The sequence below is a fragment of the Gordonia zhenghanii genome (genome assembly GCF_021738965.1).
Classification (GTDB): domain Bacteria; phylum Actinomycetota; class Actinomycetes; order Mycobacteriales; family Mycobacteriaceae; genus Gordonia; species Gordonia zhenghanii.
This window is the reverse complement of record NZ_JAKKOQ010000008.1, coordinates 317,733-336,504: the sequence shown is the minus strand read 5'-3', so window position 1 is coordinate 336,504 and position 18,772 is coordinate 317,733. Positions and strand designations below refer to the sequence as shown.

The following is an 18,772-nucleotide window of genomic DNA, read 5'->3' as shown; positions in this document are numbered from 1 at the left end:
CATGATCGGCCTGATACGGCAGGTAGTGCCCGTTGACGCTGTGGTTACGGACTTCGCGGCTCACGGTCGATTTGTGTTTACCGATCGCCGTACCGATCCTGGCGTAGGACCAGTGGTGGATCAGGCCGTCGGCGATCACCAGCCGATCGGCCAGGGTCAACAATCGGCTCGGAGAAGACAGCGTGCAGGGATTCACCTGCTCAGTGATAGCCGACTGCAGTACCGCGATCTCGCGCGCCATCACACTCTCAGTCTCGGGCGCGGTGCCCGGCCCGCGATCCCACGGCGCCCGCTCGAGCACCCGCCACCGTCGATACGGGCGCGGTACCGCTGGGACGAGTCCGGCCTCCACCAGGATCCGGCGGGTCTTGGCCTGCGAGATCGCGGCCACCCGCGCGGCTTGTTTGATCGAGCCACGCGCCAGATAGGCGGCGATCACCTCGTCGTCGGTGACTATCGTGCGGGGCCCGTACCCGATCCCGGCCCGATACCCGGCCTCCTGCAGGAGTGCGTACACCTGCACCGACCCCGCTACTCCGACAAGGCTCGCGATCTCCGCGGCCGGGACACCCGCCCCGTACCACCGCACAGCCTTCTCACACTGCTCAAAACGGTCCATCTCGAAACACCCTCACTGGTGAAGGCGTTGCAACGACCACTTGAATCCACCGGTCACGGTCGGCCGCCGTGTCGTGGAACCGCCACCCGTCCAGTTCTACGACGGTTCCCCAGTCTGGATAGTCGAGATCGCGGAAACCCTTGCGACCGAAGCTAGTCGGGGCTTGTCTGACCGGCACTGGCAATCCGTGCGGCCGTTCCACCCCGGTCAGGTACCGGTGTTCCAGTATCGAGCACGTGCCGCCGGCGATGTCCGTCAACACAGCGACGACGAGGGCGCGTCGCGGCATTCGCGCTCGGGCGGCCAGTGCCTGCCGCAACTGCGGGACAGCGGTGATCCGCGCATTCACGGAGTCTGCGAGGACGGCGATCGCCTCGGTCTCACTGCGGGCCGACGCTGCGATGTCGAGGACAGCCTCGTGGATTCGGAGTCGCGGCGGGCACATGTTCCAGGCGACATGCGGCTGCAGTCCCGTCCGACGATGGACTTCGACCCCTGGGCGACTGGCCACCTTGCGGTCTGCCTCGATGACGATGTGAATCGTGTCGCCGGGGTCGGGCAGCACGGACGTGTGGCAGAGCGCAGCGGGATACGCGTCGAGGACTGCAGCCCACGCTCGTTGGCGCCACGTCAGCGGACCAGTGTGATCGACGTACACGCCCGGGTAGATCGTCGCCCATTCGCGGCGCCGAAGTCTGCGGCGCACATCGGCCGCGGTGCAGCCGCACTCGAGGGCCTGCTTGCGTGACACGACACCGTCCTGCCTTTGCGGGAGATCCGCGATCTCGGGCGGTGCGCGCATACCCAGGATCATCGCCACGGTCCGCCGATGTGTACAGCACGTTATCCACAGGGGCGAACACGCGTCGGACGTTAACGCTGTAGATCCTTAACGCTGTAGATCACTGCCACTATGTGGCAGCAAACTACAGCGTTAAGCGGAGACGGCCGGTGCGACCGCGGCGTGCGCCGTGTAGAGCGCGGCGATCGCATCGACCAATGTGGGATGTGCGCCGACCGGGCCCGCGACCAGCGCAGGAGCGTCGAGGGAGTCGAGGACGCGCTCGACGCGCTCGGTCAGCAGGCCAGCGGACACAAACAGCGGGCTGAGCGCGATCCGCGAGCAGCCGCGCGCCAGCAGTGCGTCGACGGCGTCGCGCACCACGGATCCGTCGTGCCCGATCCGAGTCGCGAACACCAATTCGACGGGCCGTCCGAGGGCAGCGGCGAGCTCGTCCGAGCGCGCCGTGATCGACGCGTCCGACGTCGGATCCGATGAGCCGACCGCGATCATCAGCACGCCGTCGTCGTCACTGAGCCCCGCCTCGGTGAGCCGATCCACCAGTGCGGGGACCGGGGAGTGGACGCCGACCACTTCGGTCTGTCGCACCGACAACGCCGGGTTCGACGCGGAGGCGTCCGCGAGCATCGCGGGCAGATCGATCTTGCCGTGGAAGCCGTTGCCGAACAGGAGCGGAACCACGACGGCGTCGCCGGACAGACGAGCGAGCACGTCGCCGATCAACGGCTCGGTCAAGTCCAGATAGGCCAGTTCGACGCGCACGCCGGGCAGACCGACGCGCACGGCGTCGGCCACCCGGCGAGCGGTCGCGTCGAAACGCGGGTCTCGGCTGCCGTGTGCGGCGAGCACGAGAGTCGTACTCATCAGACTGCTGCGGCCTCAGACAGGTGCAGCGGAGCGAGAGCATCGCCGATCAGGCCCGCGCCCAGGGTGTTTCCGCCCTGCGGGTCGATGATCAGGAAGCTGCCCGACTCGCGGTCCACCTGGTAGTCGTCCGCGGCGATCGGCTCGGCCGTCAGCAACGAGATGCGGCCGATCTGGTTGAGCTCCAACGACTCCGGGGCGTCGAGCACAGCGAGGTTCTGCTCGTCGAACAGGGCGTCGAGCGAGCCGATGATGACCTGCGTCGTCTTGGTCCCGTGCTTGAGGAGCAGGCGTGCGCCGGGGCGCAACGCCTTCTCCGCCAGCCAGCAGACCGTCGCCGAGAACTCCTGAGCAGGCTCCGGAGCGTCGTCGACGGAGGCGATCAAGTCGCCGCGGGAGACGTCGACGTCGTCGGTCAGCAACAGCGTGACGCTACGGCCGGTGTGGGCCGTCTGAAGCTCGCCGTCGGCCGTGTCGATCTTCGCGATCGTCGAACGGATGCCCGAGGGCGCGATGACGATCTCGTCGCCGACCGACACGCGACCGGCAGCGATCTGACCCGCGTATCCGCGGTAGTCCAGGTACTCGGGAGTGCGCGGGCGGATCACGTACTGAACCGGGAACCGGAGCCCGACCGGACTGCGGTCGATCACGTTCGGCACCGTCTCCAAGTGCTCGATCAAGGTCGGGCCGTCGTAGTACGGCGTGTTCTCCGACTTGATCGCCACGTTGTCGCCGTGCAGCGCCGACACCGGGATCTCCTGAACCTGCTCGGCGGAGTATCCGAGAGCCGCGGTGACCGAGTTGAAGTCCGCGGAGATCTGCGCGAACACCTCGGCCGCATTGTCGACGAGGTCGATCTTGTTGACGGCGAGCACGAGACGCGGGACGCCGAGCAGTGCCATGACCGCCGCGTGGCGACGGGTCTGGGCGACGACGCCGGTGCGGGCGTCGACCAGTAGGATCACGAGCTGCGCGGTGGACGCGCCCGACACGGTGTTGCGCGTGTACTGGACGTGACCGGGGGTGTCGGCGAGGACGAACGACCGGTTCGGAGTCGCGAAGTAACGGTAGGCGACGTCGATCGTGATGCCCTGCTCACGCTCGGCACGCAGCCCGTCGACCAGAAGCGACAGGTCGGGGGTGTCCATGCCGCGGTCGACGGACGCCTTGGTGACGGCGTCGATCTGATCGGCAAGCACCGACTTCGTGTCGAACAGGAGACGGCCGACGAGTGTCGACTTGCCGTCGTCGACGCTGCCCGCGGTGGCGATGCGGAGCAGGTCGGGGGCCGGGGCGAGACCGGTGTGGGGAGCAGTCATCAGAAATATCCTTCGCGCTTGCGGTCTTCCATGGCGGCCTCGGAGACGCGGTCGTCGCCACGGGTGGCGCCGCGCTCGGTGAGGCGCGACGCTGCGACCTCGGCCAGAACGGATTCGTTGTCGACGGCGTCGGACAGGACGGCTCCGGTCGTCGAGCCGTCGCCGACGGTGCGGTACCGCACCATGCGGGTCTCGACGGTCTCGCCTTCGCGCGGTCCGCCCCACGCGCCGGACGTCATCCACATGCCGTCGCGCTCGTACACCTCGCGCTCGTGCGCGTAGTACAGCGGAGCGAGCAGCACCTGCTCGCGGGCGATGTAGCGCCAGACGTCGAGTTCGGTCCAGTTGCTCAGCGGGAACACGCGCACGTGCTCGCCCGGGGCGTGGCGACCGTTGTACAGGTTCCACAGTTCAGGGCGCTGACGCTTGGGGTCCCACTGTCCGAACGCGTTGCGCAGCGAGAAGATCCGCTCCTTGGCACGGGCCCGCTCCTCGTCTCGGCGAGCGCCGCCGAATACCGCGTCGAAGCGGTTCTCGGTGATGCCGTCGAGCAGCGGGATGGTCTGCAGGGGGTTGCGGATGCCGTCGGGACGCTCGGTGAGACGCCCGTCGGCCAGGTAGTCCTCGACCTTCGCGACGTGCAGACGCAGGTTGTGCCGTTCGACGATCTCGTCGCGGAACTTGATGATCTCGGGCAGGTTGTGGCCGGTGTCCACGTGCAGCAGCGAGAACGGCAGCGGAGCGGGCCAGAAAGCCTTGAGCGCCAGGTGCAGCAGCAGGGTGGAGTCCTTGCCGCCGGAGAACAGGATCACCGGTCGTTCGAACTCGCCCGCGACCTCGCGGAAGATGTGGATCGACTCCGATTCGAGTGCGTCGAGAGTGGTGAACTCGTCCGTGTCGACCGTCAGGGTGCGGTCGAGCGGCGTGATCGGGGTGTTGTCGGAAATGGTCATGACGCGTGCAACCCGCATTCTGTCTTGGTGCGCCCGGCCCAACGGCCGCTGCGCGGATCTTCTCCGGCCTTGGGTTTGACGGTGCACGGCTCGCACCCGATGGAGGGGTAGCCTTCGTCGACCAACGGGTTGACGATGACGCCGTGCGCGTCGATGTAGTCCTGGAACTGCTCGTCGGTCCACGCGGCGAGCGGATTGATCTTGACCAATCCGAAGCCCTCGTCGAACGAGATCAGGGGAGCCTCGGCGCGGGTGGGGGACTCGACCCGGCGGATGCCGGTGACCCACGCGCTGAACGGTGCGAGAGATCCCTTGAGCGGAACCACCTTGCGCAGCCGGCAGCATTCGCCGGGGTCGGACGCGAACAGGTTCTTCCCGACGAGCGCGTCCTGCTGCTCGACGGTCTGCTCCGGTGTGACGTTGATCAGCTCGAGGTCGTAGACGTCGGTGACCGCGTCCCGCGTGCCGATGGTCTCGGCGAAGTGGTAACCGGTGTCGAGGAACAGCGCCTTGAGCCTCTGGTCGTCGATCGCTGCCGGGTCGATCGCCTTCTTCGCGACGTCGATGAGGACTGCGTCCTGCATGTTCGCGGCGATCACGAAGTCGGCACCGAAGGTCTGCGCCGTCCAACGGAGCAGTTCCTCCGCGGTAGCGTCCGGTCCGAGCTGCTGCGCGCCCGCCTCGGCGATCGCCCGCAGTTCGTCGATGTTCTTCTCCGCTGTGCTTCCCGCTGATCGAGCGGTGCTTTCCGCTGATCGAGCGGAGTCGAGATCCTTGGTCATGATGTCCCTACCTGAGCTTCTCGTCGTCGGCGCGCCCGGCCCACTCGGCGAAGCGCTCGCCCTCGGTGCGGTCGCCGATGAAGTTGCGGACCAGGCGCTCGATGTAGTCGTTGGCCTCGGACGCGTAGATCTTGTGCTGACGCAGCTTGCGGCCGAATCCGATGTCGGTGCCGAGGCTGCCGCCCAGGTGCACCTGGAAGCCTTCGACGGGGGTGCCGTTGTCGTCGATCAACTGGCCCTTGAGCCCGATGTCGGCGACCTGCACTCGGGCGCAGGAGTTGGGGCAGCCGTTGAAGTTGATGGTGATCGGCACGTCGAGCCCCTCGTTGAGCTCGGCGAGGCGGGTCTCCAGCTCGGGCACCAGTTGCTGTGAGCGGCTGCGGGTCTCGGTGAACGAGAGCTTGCAGTACTCGAGGCCGGTGCAGGCGATCAGGTTGCGTCGCCAGTTGGACGGACGGGACTGCAGTCCGACGGCCGACAGGTCGGCGTCGAGCTCGGTCACCTTGTCGTCGGGAACGTTCACCACGACCAGTTTCTGGTACGGGGTGAGTCGGACGCTGTCGCTGCCGACCTTCTCTGCGGAGTCGGCGACTGCGTCGAGGATGGTGTCCGAGAGACGACCGGACACGGCGGAGAACCCGACCGCGACCTTGCCGTTCTTCTGCTTCGTGACACCGACGTGGTCGATCGGCTGCGTCGGCGCGACCGGAGCCGGGCCGTCGATCAGCTTGCGGTGCAGGTACTCGTCCTCGAGGACCTGGCGGAACTTCTCGATGCCCCAGTCCTTGATGAGGAACTTCAGGCGTGCCTTGGAGCGCAGGCGACGGTAGCCGTAGTCGCGGAAGATGCCGACGACGCCTTCCCACACGTCCGGGACCTCGTCGAGCGGGATCCAGGCGCCGACGCGCTGCGCGAGCATCGGGTTGGTCGAGAGACCGCCGCCGACCCACAGGTCGAGGCCGGGCCCGTGTTCGGGGTGTTCGACGCCGACGAAGCTGACGTCGTTGATCTCGTGGACGACGTCCTGCAGTCCGGAGATCGCGGTCTTGAACTTGCGCGGAAGATTCGAGTACTCGGGGTTGCCGATGTAGCGGCGCTTGATCTCAGCGAGGGCGGGGCTCGCGTCGAGGACCTCGTTGACGGAGAGTCCGGCGAGCGGGGAGCCGAGCATTCCGCGCGGGCAGTCGCCGCACGCCTCGGTGGTCTCGAGGCCGACTTCGTCGAGGCGACGCCAGATCTCCGGGACGTTCTCGATCTCGATCCAGTGGTACTGGATGTTCTGCCGGTCGGTGACGTCGGCGGTGCCGCGTGCGAAGTCGCGCGAGATGCCCGCCAAGGCGCGGACCTGCGGGATCGTGAGCTGTCCGCCGTCGGTGCGCACGCGCATCATGAAGTACGGGGCTTCGATGACGTCGATGTTGTCGTCGTGGCTCCAGGTGCCGTCGTAGCCGTCGGCGCGCTGGGTGTAGAGCCCCATCCAACGGAAACGTCCACGCAGATCGGCCTTGTCGATGCCGTCGAATCCGACCTTCGAATAGATGTCGATGATGCGCCGCTGAACGTTGAGCGGGTTGTCATCGCGTTTGGACTGCTCGTTGGGATTGAGCGGGGTGCGGTAGCCGAGAGCCCACTGGCCCTCGGACTTTCGCTTCTTGGGGCGCGCCCTCTTGGGTGCTGCGGCGGCAGGGGTCTGCTCGGCCGACTCGGTTGACGTGAGCGTCATCGGATCTCCTGATGGCGTGCTGCGAAAACGGCAGCACGACGGTGGGCTGTTACTCAGGGGTGAAGTGACGTGAACTCGGCGCGCCGCATCGAAGCGGCGATGCCGGAGTGATCGTCGGTCAGAGCCGACAGAATGCGCTGTTGACGCGCTTGAGATCGATGTGCCGCCGTTCGGCGAGCCACACTCCGGGGTAAGTCACGAGATCCATCATGCCACGGGCCACTGTAAGCCGTCTACTTGGGAATATTTTCGCTCACGATGAGATTTAAACCCTTGAACGGTGTTCTGTCGCCGGCCGGTCGAGCGCAACACGTGCTGGTCGAGCGCCGCCGTGCATCATGGAGGTGTGGTGAATCGACAGGCCCCCGAGCCCCTCTCCGAACAGGCTCTGGCAGCGTTGAGCACCGTCGACACTGGTCCGTTCGGTCTCTACCTGCACGTCCCGTTCTGTGCGACGCGATGCGGATACTGCGATTTCAACACCTATACGGCGGGCGAACTCGGGTCATCGTCGTCGCCGCAGTCGTGGATGGAGGGCGTCCGCAAGGAACTCGACGCGGCTGCGGGACTGCTGTCGCCTGTGAGGAAGGTCTCGACGATCTTCGTCGGCGGCGGGACGCCGTCACTGCTCGGCGGCGACGGTCTCGCGGATCTCCTCGACGCGGTGCGCGACTCGTTCGACCTCGCGCCTGGGGCTGAAGTGACCACTGAGTCGAACCCGGAGTCGACGTCGCCCGAGTTCTTCGCGACGCTGCGCGAGGCCGGCTACACCCGCATCTCCCTCGGTATGCAGTCGGCTGCGCCGCACGTGTTGTCCGTGCTGGATCGCACGCACACGCCGGGGCGAGCACTCGACGCCGCCCGCGAGGCCGCCGACGCCGGTTTCGAGCACCTCAACCTGGATTTGATCTACGGGACGCCGGGGGAGACCGACGCCGACCTGGCCGCGTCGATCGACGCGGTGCTGTCGGTGCCCATCGACCATGTGTCCGCGTATGCGCTCATCGTCGAGGACGGCACCGCGTTCGCTCGTAAGGTTCGACGAGGCGAGGTGCCGATGCCCGACGACGACGTCCTCGCCGCCCGGTACGAGATGCTCGACGAACGGCTCCGCGAGGCTGGACTCACTTGGTACGAGGTGTCGAATTGGGCCCGCGCGCAAGCAGACTCCGGACTTCCCGAGTCGGAGTCGGCGTGCAGGCACAACGAGATGTACTGGCGCAGCGATGATTGGTGGGGCATCGGACCGGGTGCGCACTCGCACGTGAACGGTGTCCGTTGGTGGAACCAGAAACACCCGGCGACGTACTCGGCGTCGCTCGCCGACGGTGCACTGCCCGTCGCGGGCCAGGAGATCTTGAGTGCCGAGGACACGCACACGGAGGCAGTGATGCTGCGGTTGCGGATGCGGGAGGGCCTCGCCGCAGATCTGCTCGACGACCGTGAACGTGCACGCGCCGACGTCGCCGTCGTGTCCGGTCTGCTTGAACGCATCGGCGACGCCTACGTGCTCACCGACCGCGGACGGTTGCTCGCCGATGGCGTGGTCCGGGACATCCTCGATTGAGCGTCCTCGGGTGACCCCGAGTCGGCTTCACCCGATCTGGTAGACGCCGCTGCCCGTCGCGACGAGGCGATCGCCGGACCGGGTGCGGATCTCCACAGCGCAGTGCGACAGTCTGCGGCCCTTCCTCAAGCGGGTCGCGACGATGTCGACGTCGTCGTCGACCGCGGGTGCGACGAAGTTGACCGACATGGACACGGTGACGCCCCTCGGCTGCTCGGGTGCCGGCGCGGTGCCCGACCACGCGGCCGCCATGACGCCGAGATCTACGCAGGCGCCTATCGCACCGCCGTGGATCATCGGGCCGACGGTTGTGTTGGTGTCGCGGAACGGCATTCGCAGGCGTGCTGTCCCCTCGCCGAGGTCGATGATCTCCACCCCGAGCGTCGAGACGAACGGCGACGTGGGAAAGAGTCATCGAGCCGACTGACCGTCGGCGACGCCGTACACACGCGGCGGTCCTCGACGCCGCCGCAGATCTGTTCGCGAGCCGGGGGTTTCGGCAGACCTCCGTCGACGAGTTGGCGGAGGTCGCGGACGTGGCGCTCAGCTCGATCTACGCCAACTTCCCCGGCGGCAAGGCCGACGTCTACGCGGCGTTGGCCTGCCGAATCGCGAGCGTGCACGCCGACGAGATGACGGAGGCGATCGCCGGAGCCGAGGAACCGGTGGAGCTCGCCGTGTTCGACGCCTACCTCCGCTTCCATACCGCTCGGCCGGCGGCCTTCCGGATCCTCGGCCTCTCGGACTTGGGGCCGGACGACTCGGACCTGTTCGTCGAGGCCCGGCGGCGGGTACACGAGCTGCTCGGCGGAGTCCTCGCCCAGGCGGTGTCCGCATCGTCGTCGGACCCGCGGACGGCCCGGGCCGAAGCTCTCCGCCTGTGGAGTGCGGTGAACGGCTTGATCGCTCTTCGGACACAGGGGTTCGCATCGGCATCAGAGGTCGACGCCATCCTCGCCACGGTGCGGTCCGAACTCGCGGCCAGGGTTGCCGGCCGATGAGGATCGGTGAGCTGACCATGAGTCAGTGCGTCGTCGTCGCCGTCACGGGGACGGCTGCGGCGACCCGCGCCGTTCCCGGGTACCTCCACCGCGTCCCGCACGAGGCGGGCGGAGAGCTGGTCCGGCCACCGGATTCGCGGTACGCACGAGAGGTCGTCGAGTGCGCCGTCGACGAACTCTCACCCGCCGTTCTCGCCCACAGCTACCGGTGTTTTCAATGGTCGACAGCCTTCGCCGCGATCGACGGCCTGCGTGTCGATCCGGAACAGCTCTGGGCGGCCGCGATGCTGCACGACCTGGCACTGGGCGGTCCCGACGTGGCCGGTTTCGGATGCTTCGCCGCGATCGGCGGCGAGGCTGCGGCGCGTCTCGTCGCGCGGCACCGGACGGTCGAAGACGCCGAGGCGATCAGGAATGCGATCGCCGTCCACTTCCATCCGCGCGAGCCCGACGAACCGGTTGCGCAGAGTCTTCACTGTGCGGTGAATCTCGACGTGGTCGGCTACCGGCTCCGCGAACTCGACGCGAAACTGGTGACGGCGACGGAGACAGCCCACCCTCGCGAGGGATTCCGGGAGGAGTTCGGCGCCGCGATGCGGGTCGAGGTCCGACGTCGCCCGCGCTCCGCCGCAGCCGTGCTGTGGCGTGCGGGAGCACGTCTGCCGTTGGTGTCGAATCCGCTCGCGCGCGGGGCGCCGCGATCACCGAGGTGACCCGCGCTGCGTCTCACTCCGGCATGCGGTGAGCGCCGGTTCGTTTCCGCTGCGGATGCACGGGCAGCGAGCTTTCGGCCACATGACTCGCGGTCGCGTGACTGCCAGAGGTCTGAAAGCCCGACGTCGTGAGTCCAGACGCCTGACTCACTGGGAACGGAGCGGACACCGGTTGCAGCGGCTCCGTCGTCTCCAAGCCAGACGCGTCGCGCCCCGAGGGCGTGCCGACGCTCGCCAGGTGGGCGTCGAGGTCGAACAGGCGAGCGTGAATCAACGTCCGATTCCGCAATGCGGACCGGACGGCCCGGTGCAACCCGTCCTCCAGGTACATCACGTTCTCGAACTGAACGATGTGCGCGAACAAGTCGCCGTAGAACGTGGAGTCCTCGGCGAGCAGTTTGTCGAGTGCGAGCACCGTCGTCACCGTGGTCAGCTGGTCGAGACGAAACTGGCGGGGCGGTATCTTGGCCCAATCACGCGGGGAGAGACCATGATCGGGGTATGGCCTGCCCTCGTGAACCCCTTTGAAGATCATCGCCCTCCTGGTCTTTCCGCCGGTTTCGTAGAATGGTCGTAGTCCACTGTATGCATACAGCGCGAGGAGGCGCCCCGTGTCGGTAACAGATGACCGCCGCTTTGAGATTCTCCACGCCATTGTCACCGATTTCGTGGACAGTCAGGAACCGATCGGGTCGAAGGCCCTAGTCGATCGGCATCACCTGGGAGTGTCCAGCGCGACCGTCCGCAACGACATGGCCGTGCTCGAAGAGCAGGGGTACATCACTCAGCCGCACACGAGCTCGGGCCGTGTCCCCACGGACAAGGGATACCGCCTGTTCGTCGACCGGATCAGCGAGATCAAACCACTGTCATCGGCCGAGCGTCGCGCCATCCTGTCAGTCCTCGACTCCGGCGTCGACCTCGACGACGTGCTCCGGCGCAGTGTGAAGCTACTGGCGCAACTCACCCGTCAGGTCGCGGTCATCCAGTACCCCGTGCTGTCGACGGCGCGGGTCCGCCATCTGGAGATCGTCGCCCTCAGCCCGTCGCGGCTGCTGCTCGTCGTCATCACCGACACCGGCCGAGTGGAGCAGCGGATGGTGGCCGTCCACGAGGTCATCGACGACGAGACGCTCGCCCGGCTGCGGACCATGTTCTCGCAGGCGCTCGACGGTCAACGGCTCGAAGACGCGTCCGTCGCGGTGGCCGAACTCGCTTCGCAGGCTCCGCCGGAACTGCAGGAACCCGTCGTCACGATCGCGACGGTACTGGTGGAGACGCTCGTCGAACAGGGCGAAGACCGACTCGTGCTGGGCGGGACGTCGAATCTGGCACGGTCGGCCGCGGACTTCACGCCCGCGACCGGCGGCATGGACACCGTGCTCGAAGCACTCGAGGAGCAGGTCGTCGTCCTCAAACTGCTCGCGCACACCCAGCGCACCGGGCAGGTGACGGTTCAGATCGGCAAGGAGACGAACACGGAGAACCTGCGCAACACCTCGGTGGTGTCTACCGGGTACGGTGCTTCGGGCACTGTGTTCGGCAGCGTCGGTGTGGTGGGACCCACTCGGATGGACTATCCGGGAACAATCGCGTCGGTGGCAGCAGTTGCGAAATATGTCGGCGAAGTGCTCGCCGACCGATGACTACTCGGCGACCGAGACGAAGCCCGACTGGTCGAACGGGAATTCGGCTGGTCGAAGCGACTATGCCGACCGATGGAACTATGTGAAGCGTAAGGACTGTATTCACTGTGGCTCGTGACTACTACGGAACTCTGGGCGTCGCTCGCGGCGCGACCGATCAAGAGATCAAGCGCGCGTACCGAAAGCTCGCTCGTGAACTGCATCCGGACGTCAACCCGAACGAAGAGGACCGCTTCAAAGAGGTGACGACCGCCTACGAGGTGCTGTCGGACCCGGAGAAGCGCCGAGTGGTCGACGCGGGCGGCGACCCGCTCGCGGGGCCCGGCGGCGCAGGCGGTTTCGGTGGCGACCCGTTCGGTTCGGGAGGCCTCGGTGACATCTTCCAGACTTTTTTCGGCGGCGGAGGCGGCGGCGGTTTCGGCGGCGGTCGCGGCCCACGTGGACGCGTCCGCCCAGGTGAAGCAGCCCTCGTCGGCGTCACTCTCGATCTAGACGAGATCGCCGAGGGGGCACGCAAGGAGATCACCGTCGACACGGCGGTCCTGTGCGACACCTGCACCGGCTCGGGTACGCGGAACGACTCCAAGCCGGTGACGTGCGCGACCTGTAAGGGAGCGGGCGAGATCCAAGCGATCCAGCGTTCGTTCCTCGGCCAGGTCATGACCGTCCGCGAATGCCCCGAGTGCCACGGCGTCGGCGAGACCATTCCCGACCCGTGCCTCAAGTGCGCAGGCGACGGACGTGTCCGATCGCGCCGCACCCTGACCGTCAAGATCCCGGCAGGCGTGCAGGAAGGCATGCGCGTCCGCCTGACCGGGCAGGGCGAAGTCGGGCCCGGCGGCGGACCGGCAGGCGACCTCTACGTCGAGGTCAGCGAAGCATCCGATGACGTGTTCGTCCGTGACGCCGACGACCTGCACTGCACCGTCCGTGTCCCGATGGCCGACGCCGCACTGGGAACGGAGATCGAGGTGCCGACCGTGCTCGGCAGTGTCGGGACGGTCGTCGTCGATGCGGGGACCCAGCCGGGAGCCGTCGTCAAGGTGCGCGGTCACGGCATGCCGCATCTGAACACCGGGATGCGCGGCGACCTGCACGCGCACCTGGACGTCGTCGTGCCACGCAAGCTCGACCCGACCCAGACCGAACTGCTCAACAGTCTGCGCGAAGCAATCGACGACGACGTCGAACTCGTCAGCACGACGTCGAAATCGGCCGGATCCGGTGGGCTCTTCTCCAAGCTGCGCAACGCTTTCGCAGGCCGATGACCCCGCCGCTCTTCTGGGTCGACGAGGTCGCCGCCGCCGGTGAGCAGGCGACGGTGTCCGGCTCGGAGGGCAGACATGCGGTCACCGTCACGCGCATCAGGCGCGGGCAGACGGTGATCCTCGGCGACGGGCGAGGCACGTTCGCCGACTGTGAAGTGCTCGACACGTCGGGCAAGGACCGGCTGTCGGTACGCGTCGGACGCGTCGAGTTCGTCACCCGTCCGAAGCCGCTCGTCACCATCGTGCAGGCGTTGCCGAAATCGGAGCGAAGCGAACTCGCCGTCGACCTCATGACCGAGGCTGGCGTCGACGTGATCGTGCCGTGGCAGGCGTCGCGGTGCGTCGCCCGCTGGGCTGGATCGAAGGCCGAGCGCGGCGTCGACAAATGGCGGTCGGCAGCGGCGACGGCTGCCAAACAGGCGCGTCGTCCGTGGATCCCGGAGGTCGCCGACCTGGCGACCACGATGGACGTACGCGCCCGCTGCGCGCGCGTCGTGGGCGACGGCGGAATGGTCGCGTTGCTCCACGAAGAGGGTGCGACGCCGTTCCGTTCGCTCGATTTCGCAGACGCACCGGAGATCGTCCTGGTGATCGGACCCGAAGGAGGCCTCGATCCCGCCGAGATCGCCGATCTGACGGCGCTCGGCGGACAGTCGGTCGTCCTCGGTCCCGAAGTGCTGCGAACGGCAGCGGCGGGCGCGGTCGCCCTCGGCGCTCTGGGCGCAGTCACCGACCGGTGGAGCCGCTGACCAGTGCGCCGCATCAAGATTCCGTACGGGGACGCACCGAGCACGTACGGCCACCTGTACCTCCCGGCCGAGACCGCACGTGGCGACGGACCTGCGCCGCTCGTCGTCCTGATCCACGGCGGCTACTGGTCCACCGAGTACTCCCTCGTCGTCTACACCGGTCTCGCCCGATTGCTCGCGCAACGCGGAGCCGTCGTGTGGAACGTCGAGTACCGCAGGGTCGGTGAGGAAGCAGGCGGGTGGCCGACGACCGGGCGCGACGTGGTGGACGCCCTCAGCGCACTCGACGGTCCGGTCAGCGATCAGCTCGCGACGGCCGACATCACCGTCGATCACGCGCACGCGGCGGTCGTCGGACACTCGGCGGGCGGTCAACTCGCCGTGTACTCGGCGGCCCGACTGGGCGGAGCCACCCGGCGGTTCACGTTCGGGACGGTGATCGCGCAGTCGCCGGTACTCGATTTCACCGAGACCGGTGCGTTCGACCGGCCGTCGGTCGTCGACCTGATGGGCGCGCCGTTCGCCCAGATCCCGGACCGTTATCGAGAGGCGTCGCCGTCGGAGCAAGAGCCGTTCGACTCGACGGTCGCGGTGATCCACACGGTCGGCGACCAATCGATGCCGATCGCGATGAGCAGGCGATACGTCGCCGATGCGACCGTCCGCGGTCAATCGGCCGTTCTGTACGAGGTGCCCGGCGAGGGGCATGACGCGTTCGTCGATCCGAAGTCGGCTGCCACGAGGCAGACGCTGCGTGTGCTGGGGATCTGATCACCGATGGCGTCCGATCTGTCCGGCGATAGAATGAAGTCGTTCCCGCACGTGCGGGAGTCCAGACGAACGTCGAGGAGTGACGGATTTTAGTGAGTGACGGGCTGAATGAGTGAGATGAGCCGCGACCCGGCGGACGCGGCAGCGACTTCGAAGATCGAAGTCCCGCAAGATCTTGCATTGGGACTGCTCGGCGCGACCGACGTCAACCTGCGAACCCTGGAAGCGCAGCTTCCGGCCGACATCCATGTCCGCGGCAATCGGATCACGCTCAAGGGTGCGCCTGCCGACGTCGCAGCCTCCGAGCGGGTCATCGCCGAACTGGTCAAGGTGGTGCGCGGTGGGACGACGCTGACTCCGGACCTGGTGCGGCAGAGCCTGTCGATCCTGTCCGCGTCCAACGAGTCGCCCGCCGAGGTGCTCAGCCTGGACATCCTGTCGCGGCGCGGTAAGACGATCCGGCCCAAGACCCTCAACCAGAAGCACTACGTCGACGCCATCGACAAGAACACGATCGTGTTCGGCATCGGGCCCGCGGGCACCGGCAAGACCTACCTCGCGATGGCCAAAGCCGTCCAGGCGCTGCAGAACAAAGAGGTGAGTCGCGTGATTCTGACGCGGCCCGCCGTCGAAGCGGGGGAGCGGCTCGGCTTCCTGCCCGGCACTCTCAGCGAGAAGATCGACCCGTATCTGCGTCCGCTGTACGACGCGTTGCACGACATGATGGATCCGGAGGCGATCCCGAAGCTCATGGAGGCGGGCGTGATCGAGGTGGCGCCGCTCGCGTACATGCGCGGCCGGACGCTCAACGACGCGTTCATCATCCTCGACGAAGCGCAGAACACGACCGGCGAGCAGATGAAGATGTTCCTCACGCGCCTCGGGTTCGGAGCCAAGATGGTCGTCACCGGCGACGCCACGCAGATCGACCTGCCGGGCGGTGCGAAGAGCGGCCTGCGGGTCGCCGCGCGCATCCTCGACGGGATCGACGACATCCACTTCGCCGAACTGACCAGCTCTGACGTCGTCCGACATCGGCTCGTCGCCGACATCGTCGACGCGTACGGCCGCGCGGAGGAAGCCGAGAGTCGCGGGGCGACCGGGGACGTGCACGGGAACCGCGCAGCCCGCCGTGACGGCATGCGTCGATCCGACGGAGGGCACCGCCGATGAGCATCGAACTGTTCAACGAGTCGGGCGTCGACGTGCCCGAGCACCTCGTCATCGAAGCCGCGCGCTTCGCGATGGCCCGGATGGAAGTCCATCCCGGCGCCGAACTGTCGATCACACTCGTCGACTCGGAGACGATGGCCGAACTGCACGTGCAGTGGATGGACCTGCCCGGGCCGACCGACGTCATGAGCTTCCCGATGGACGAGCTCACTCCGGGCGGACGCCCCGACGCTGCCGACCCCGGTCCGGCGATGCTCGGCGACATCGTGATCTGCCCAGAGTTCGCCGCGGGCCAGGCCAAGAGCCAGCGGCACAGCTTCGAGCACGAGGTCGCCGTTCTCACGGTGCACGGGGTGCTGCATCTTCTCGGGTTCGACCACGCTGAACCGGACGAAGAGAAAGAGATGTTCGGGCTTCAGGGCCAGATCATCGTCGACTGGTATTCGGCGCGCGACGACCGTGTCCGTCTCCAGGCTCAAGCCGAACGCGATGCGCGACTGCTCCGCAACACCGGATTCGCCGACGGCACGGGCGGGCGCTGACCTGTGATGCGAGACATCGTCTTCCTCGTCGCGGCCGCTGGACTGGCATTCATCGCAGGCGTGTTCGCGGCCATCGACGTCGGCTTGCAGACCGTGTCTGCGGCCCGCGTCGACGACATGGTCAAAGACGAGCGCGGTGGAGCCAAGCGGCTCCGCGTCGTCCTCGAGCAGCGCGCCACGTACGTGGGCCTCGCCGTCCTACTCCGCGTGTTCTGCGAAGCTGCCGCGATCGGTCTCGTCGCCGTGATCGCCGTCGACGGCCTCGGAACCGGTTGGGGACTGCTCGTCACCATTTTCGCCATGACGTTCGTCTCCTATGTGGCGGTCGGCGTCGGCCCGCGCACCCTCGGCCGCCAGCACGCGTACTCGATCGCGCTGATCGCCTCACCCGTGCTGACCGCGATCGGCGTCGTGCTGCGGCCCGTCACGCGGGTCTTGATCCTCATGGGTAACGCGCTGACTCCCGGCAAGGGGTTTCGCAACGGCCCGTTCGCGACGGAAGTGGAAGTCCGCGAAGTGGTGGATCTGGCGCAGGAGCAGGGCGTCGTCGACGACGACGAACGCCGAATGATTCAGTCCGTCTTCGACCTCGGCGACACGAACGCCCGCGAGGTGATGGTGCCGCGGCCAGAGATGGTGTGGATCGAGGCCGAGAAGTCCGCAACCCAGGCGATGAGTCTTGCGGTCCGGTCCGGGCACTCCCGTATCCCGGTGATCGGCGAGAACCCCGACGACGTCGTCGGCGTCGTGTATCTCAAGGACATCGTCGAGAAGATGCTGCCGAAGCTGTCGGTCGCGGGCTTCGACGTCGGCGAGGTGATGCGGGAACCGCAGTTCGTTCCCGATTCGAAGCCGCTCGACGACGTCCTCGAAGGCATGCAGGCCGAGCGCAATCACATGGCGCTCCTCGTCGACGAGTACGGCGGCATCGCAGGCCTCGTCACCATCGAGGACGTTCTCGAGGAGATCGTCGGCGAGATCTCCGACGAGTACGACACCGACGAAGTGGCGCCCGTCGAGAAGCTGGGCGAGGACAAGTACCGGGTGTCGGCACGGCTGCCCGTCGAGGATCTCGGTGAACTCTTCGACATCGAGATCGACGACGACGAAGTCGAGACCGTCGGCGGACTGCTCGGTCTGCGTCTCGGCCGCGTTCCGCTGCCCGGCGCGAAGGTGAAATCGCACGGGCTCAAGCTGACCGCCGAAGGCGGTCCGACCAAGTCGGGGCGCCAGCGGATCACGACTGTCGTCGTCCGACGTGGCAAGAAGCACTCGGAGGACGGTGTCCGCGAGGAGTGGGGCGATGACGATACGCTGCACCAGAAGCAAGACACATCGATCGGAGAGTCCGCTTGAGCAACCCCACGTCGTCGCAACCCGAATTCCGTTCGGGTTTCGTCTGTTTCGTCGGCCGGCCGAACACCGGCAAGTCGACGTTGACGAACGCGCTCGTCGGCGACAAAGTCGCCATCACGTCGAACCGTCCGCAGACCACGCGGCACGCCATCCGCGGGATCGTGAACCGGCCCGACGCTCAGCTCATCCTCGTCGACACTCCGGGTCTGCACCGGCCGCGCACGCTCCTCGGTCAGCGCCTCAACGACCTGGTGCGCGATACCTACTCCGAAGTCGACGTGGTCTGTGTGTGCATCCCCGCCGACGAGGCGATCGGCCCCGGCGACCGCCTCATCGTCGAACAGGTGAAGTCTGTCGCGCCGAAGACCCGCAAGGTCGGAATCGTCACCAAGATCGACCGGGTTGGTCCGGAGAAGGTCGCCAAGCAGCTGATGGCGTTGTCCGCGCTGATGGGGCCCGACGCCGAAGTGGTGCCGTGCTCGGCCAAGTCGGGACGCCAGCTCGACACTCTCTCCGACGTCCTCGTCTCACTCTGCGAGGAGGGGCCCGCCTTCTATCCGGACGGTGAGCTCACCGATGAGCCCGAGCAGGTCCTCATGGCCGAGTTCATTCGCGAGGCCGCGCTCGAAGGCGTGCGGGACGAGCTTCCGCACTCGTTGGCCGTCGTGATCGAAGAGGTCGTCCCGCGTGACGACTCGGAGATCATCGACGTGTACGCGCATCTGTTCGTCGAACGCGACAGTCAGAAGGGCATCGTCATCGGGCACAAGGGGGCGCGACTCAAGCAGGTCGGCACCGTGGCCCGCGGTCAGATCGAGCGGTTGCTGGGCACCAAGGTGTACCTCGACCTGCACGTGAAGGTGGCCAAGGACTGGCAGCGCGACCCGAAGCAGTTGGGCCGCTTGGGGTTCTGACCCTTCC

General features: G+C 67.1%; 19 protein-coding genes and 1 pseudogene. 11 read left to right on the top strand and 9 right to left on the bottom strand.

Features of this window, described 5'->3' with window-relative positions; translation table 11 throughout:
- From L5G32_RS11815 to L5G32_RS11785, 7 genes are all read right to left on the bottom strand, one after another.
- Positions 1-619, bottom strand: a 619-nt coding sequence (locus tag L5G32_RS11815; protein WP_237011223.1) for a helix-turn-helix domain-containing protein, incomplete at its 3' end; no start/stop codon positions are given.
- Positions 606-1,421 (bottom strand): hypothetical protein, encoded by an 816-nt coding sequence (locus L5G32_RS11810; protein WP_237011222.1) that lies wholly within the window; start codon positions 1,419-1,421, stop codon positions 606-608. The genes L5G32_RS11810 and L5G32_RS11815, both read right to left, overlap by 14 nt.
- 132 nt (positions 1,422-1,553) lie before the next feature.
- Positions 1,554-2,285 (bottom strand): sirohydrochlorin chelatase, encoded by a 732-nt coding sequence (locus L5G32_RS11805; protein ID WP_237011221.1) that lies wholly within the window; start codon positions 2,283-2,285, stop codon positions 1,554-1,556.
- A complete protein-coding gene (locus tag L5G32_RS11800; protein WP_237011220.1) occupies positions 2,285-3,607 on the bottom strand; it encodes a sulfate adenylyltransferase subunit 1 in 1,323 nt (440 codons plus the stop codon). The genes L5G32_RS11805 and L5G32_RS11800 overlap by 1 nt, the downstream gene beginning before the upstream one ends.
- Positions 3,607-4,560, bottom strand: a complete 954-nt coding sequence (gene cysD, locus L5G32_RS11795; RefSeq protein WP_237011219.1) for a sulfate adenylyltransferase subunit CysD — start codon at positions 4,558-4,560, stop codon at positions 3,607-3,609. Before cysD ends, L5G32_RS11800 begins: the two co-directional genes overlap by 1 nt.
- Complete coding sequence (locus L5G32_RS11790; protein WP_237011218.1) at positions 4,557-5,342, bottom strand: phosphoadenylyl-sulfate reductase; 786 nt, start codon at positions 5,340-5,342, stop codon at positions 4,557-4,559. Before L5G32_RS11790 ends, cysD begins: the two co-directional genes overlap by 4 nt.
- Before the next feature lie 7 nt (positions 5,343-5,349).
- Positions 5,350-7,065 carry a nitrite/sulfite reductase gene (locus tag L5G32_RS11785; RefSeq protein WP_237011217.1) on the bottom strand — a complete coding sequence of 572 codons (1,716 nt, stop codon included), beginning with the start codon at positions 7,063-7,065 and terminating at the stop codon, positions 5,350-5,352.
- A 346-nt stretch (positions 7,066-7,411) separates the two neighbouring features.
- Here L5G32_RS11785 and hemW point away from each other — a divergent pair, with 346 nt between their 5' ends.
- Positions 7,412-8,632, top strand: a complete 1,221-nt coding sequence (hemW, locus tag L5G32_RS11780) for a radical SAM family heme chaperone HemW (protein ID WP_372491687.1) — start codon at positions 7,412-7,414, stop codon at positions 8,630-8,632.
- Positions 8,633-8,659: 27 nt separating this feature from the next.
- Here hemW and L5G32_RS11775 read toward each other — a convergent pair.
- A pseudogene (locus tag L5G32_RS11775) lies at positions 8,660-9,013 on the bottom strand (PaaI family thioesterase); the annotation flags it as partial.
- A 32-nt stretch (positions 9,014-9,045) separates the two neighbouring features.
- On the opposite strand from L5G32_RS11775, the gene L5G32_RS19390 reads away from it, so the two are divergent.
- On the top strand, positions 9,046-9,633 hold the full coding sequence (locus L5G32_RS19390) for a TetR/AcrR family transcriptional regulator (protein WP_308192037.1): 588 nt from the start codon (positions 9,046-9,048) through the stop codon (positions 9,631-9,633).
- Positions 9,630-10,346: an HD domain-containing protein gene (locus L5G32_RS11765; RefSeq protein WP_237011214.1), complete on the top strand. Its 717-nt coding sequence runs from the start codon at positions 9,630-9,632 to the stop codon at positions 10,344-10,346. The genes L5G32_RS19390 and L5G32_RS11765 overlap by 4 nt, the downstream gene beginning before the upstream one ends.
- Before the next feature lie 13 nt (positions 10,347-10,359).
- Here the strand turns inward: L5G32_RS11765 and L5G32_RS11760 are convergent, their stop codons facing one another.
- The gene (locus tag L5G32_RS11760) at positions 10,360-10,881 is read right to left on the bottom strand and encodes a type II toxin-antitoxin system VapB family antitoxin (protein WP_237011213.1); all 522 of its coding nucleotides are present in this window, start codon (positions 10,879-10,881) and stop codon (positions 10,360-10,362) included.
- A 76-nt stretch (positions 10,882-10,957) separates the two neighbouring features.
- Here L5G32_RS11760 and hrcA point away from each other — a divergent pair, with 76 nt between their 5' ends.
- From hrcA to era, 8 genes are all read left to right on the top strand, one after another.
- A complete protein-coding gene (gene hrcA / locus L5G32_RS11755; RefSeq protein WP_237011212.1) occupies positions 10,958-11,992 on the top strand; it encodes a heat-inducible transcriptional repressor HrcA in 1,035 nt (344 codons plus the stop codon).
- 107 nt (positions 11,993-12,099) lie between these two features.
- Positions 12,100-13,260, top strand: coding sequence for a molecular chaperone DnaJ (gene dnaJ / locus L5G32_RS11750; RefSeq protein WP_237011211.1), 1,161 nt, complete (start codon positions 12,100-12,102; stop codon positions 13,258-13,260).
- A complete protein-coding gene (locus L5G32_RS11745; protein ID WP_237011210.1) occupies positions 13,257-14,009 on the top strand; it encodes a 16S rRNA (uracil(1498)-N(3))-methyltransferase in 753 nt (250 codons plus the stop codon). The genes dnaJ and L5G32_RS11745 overlap by 4 nt, the downstream gene beginning before the upstream one ends.
- A gap of 3 nt (positions 14,010-14,012) precedes the next feature.
- A complete protein-coding gene (locus L5G32_RS11740; protein WP_237011209.1) occupies positions 14,013-14,780 on the top strand; it encodes an alpha/beta hydrolase family protein in 768 nt (255 codons plus the stop codon).
- 108 nt (positions 14,781-14,888) lie between these two features.
- Positions 14,889-15,953 carry a PhoH family protein gene (locus tag L5G32_RS11735; RefSeq protein ID WP_237011208.1) on the top strand — a complete coding sequence of 355 codons (1,065 nt, stop codon included), beginning with the start codon at positions 14,889-14,891 and terminating at the stop codon, positions 15,951-15,953.
- Positions 15,950-16,495 (top strand): rRNA maturation RNase YbeY, encoded by a 546-nt coding sequence (gene ybeY / locus L5G32_RS11730; protein ID WP_237011207.1) that lies wholly within the window; start codon positions 15,950-15,952, stop codon positions 16,493-16,495. The genes L5G32_RS11735 and ybeY overlap by 4 nt, the downstream gene beginning before the upstream one ends.
- A 6-nt stretch (positions 16,496-16,501) precedes the next feature.
- A complete protein-coding gene (locus tag L5G32_RS11725) occupies positions 16,502-17,851 on the top strand; it encodes a hemolysin family protein (RefSeq protein ID WP_237011206.1) in 1,350 nt (449 codons plus the stop codon).
- Positions 17,848-18,765 carry a GTPase Era gene (gene era, locus L5G32_RS11720; RefSeq protein WP_237011205.1) on the top strand — a complete coding sequence of 306 codons (918 nt, stop codon included), beginning with the start codon at positions 17,848-17,850 and terminating at the stop codon, positions 18,763-18,765. Before L5G32_RS11725 ends, era begins: the two co-directional genes overlap by 4 nt.
- Positions 18,766-18,772: the final 7 nt, after the last annotated feature.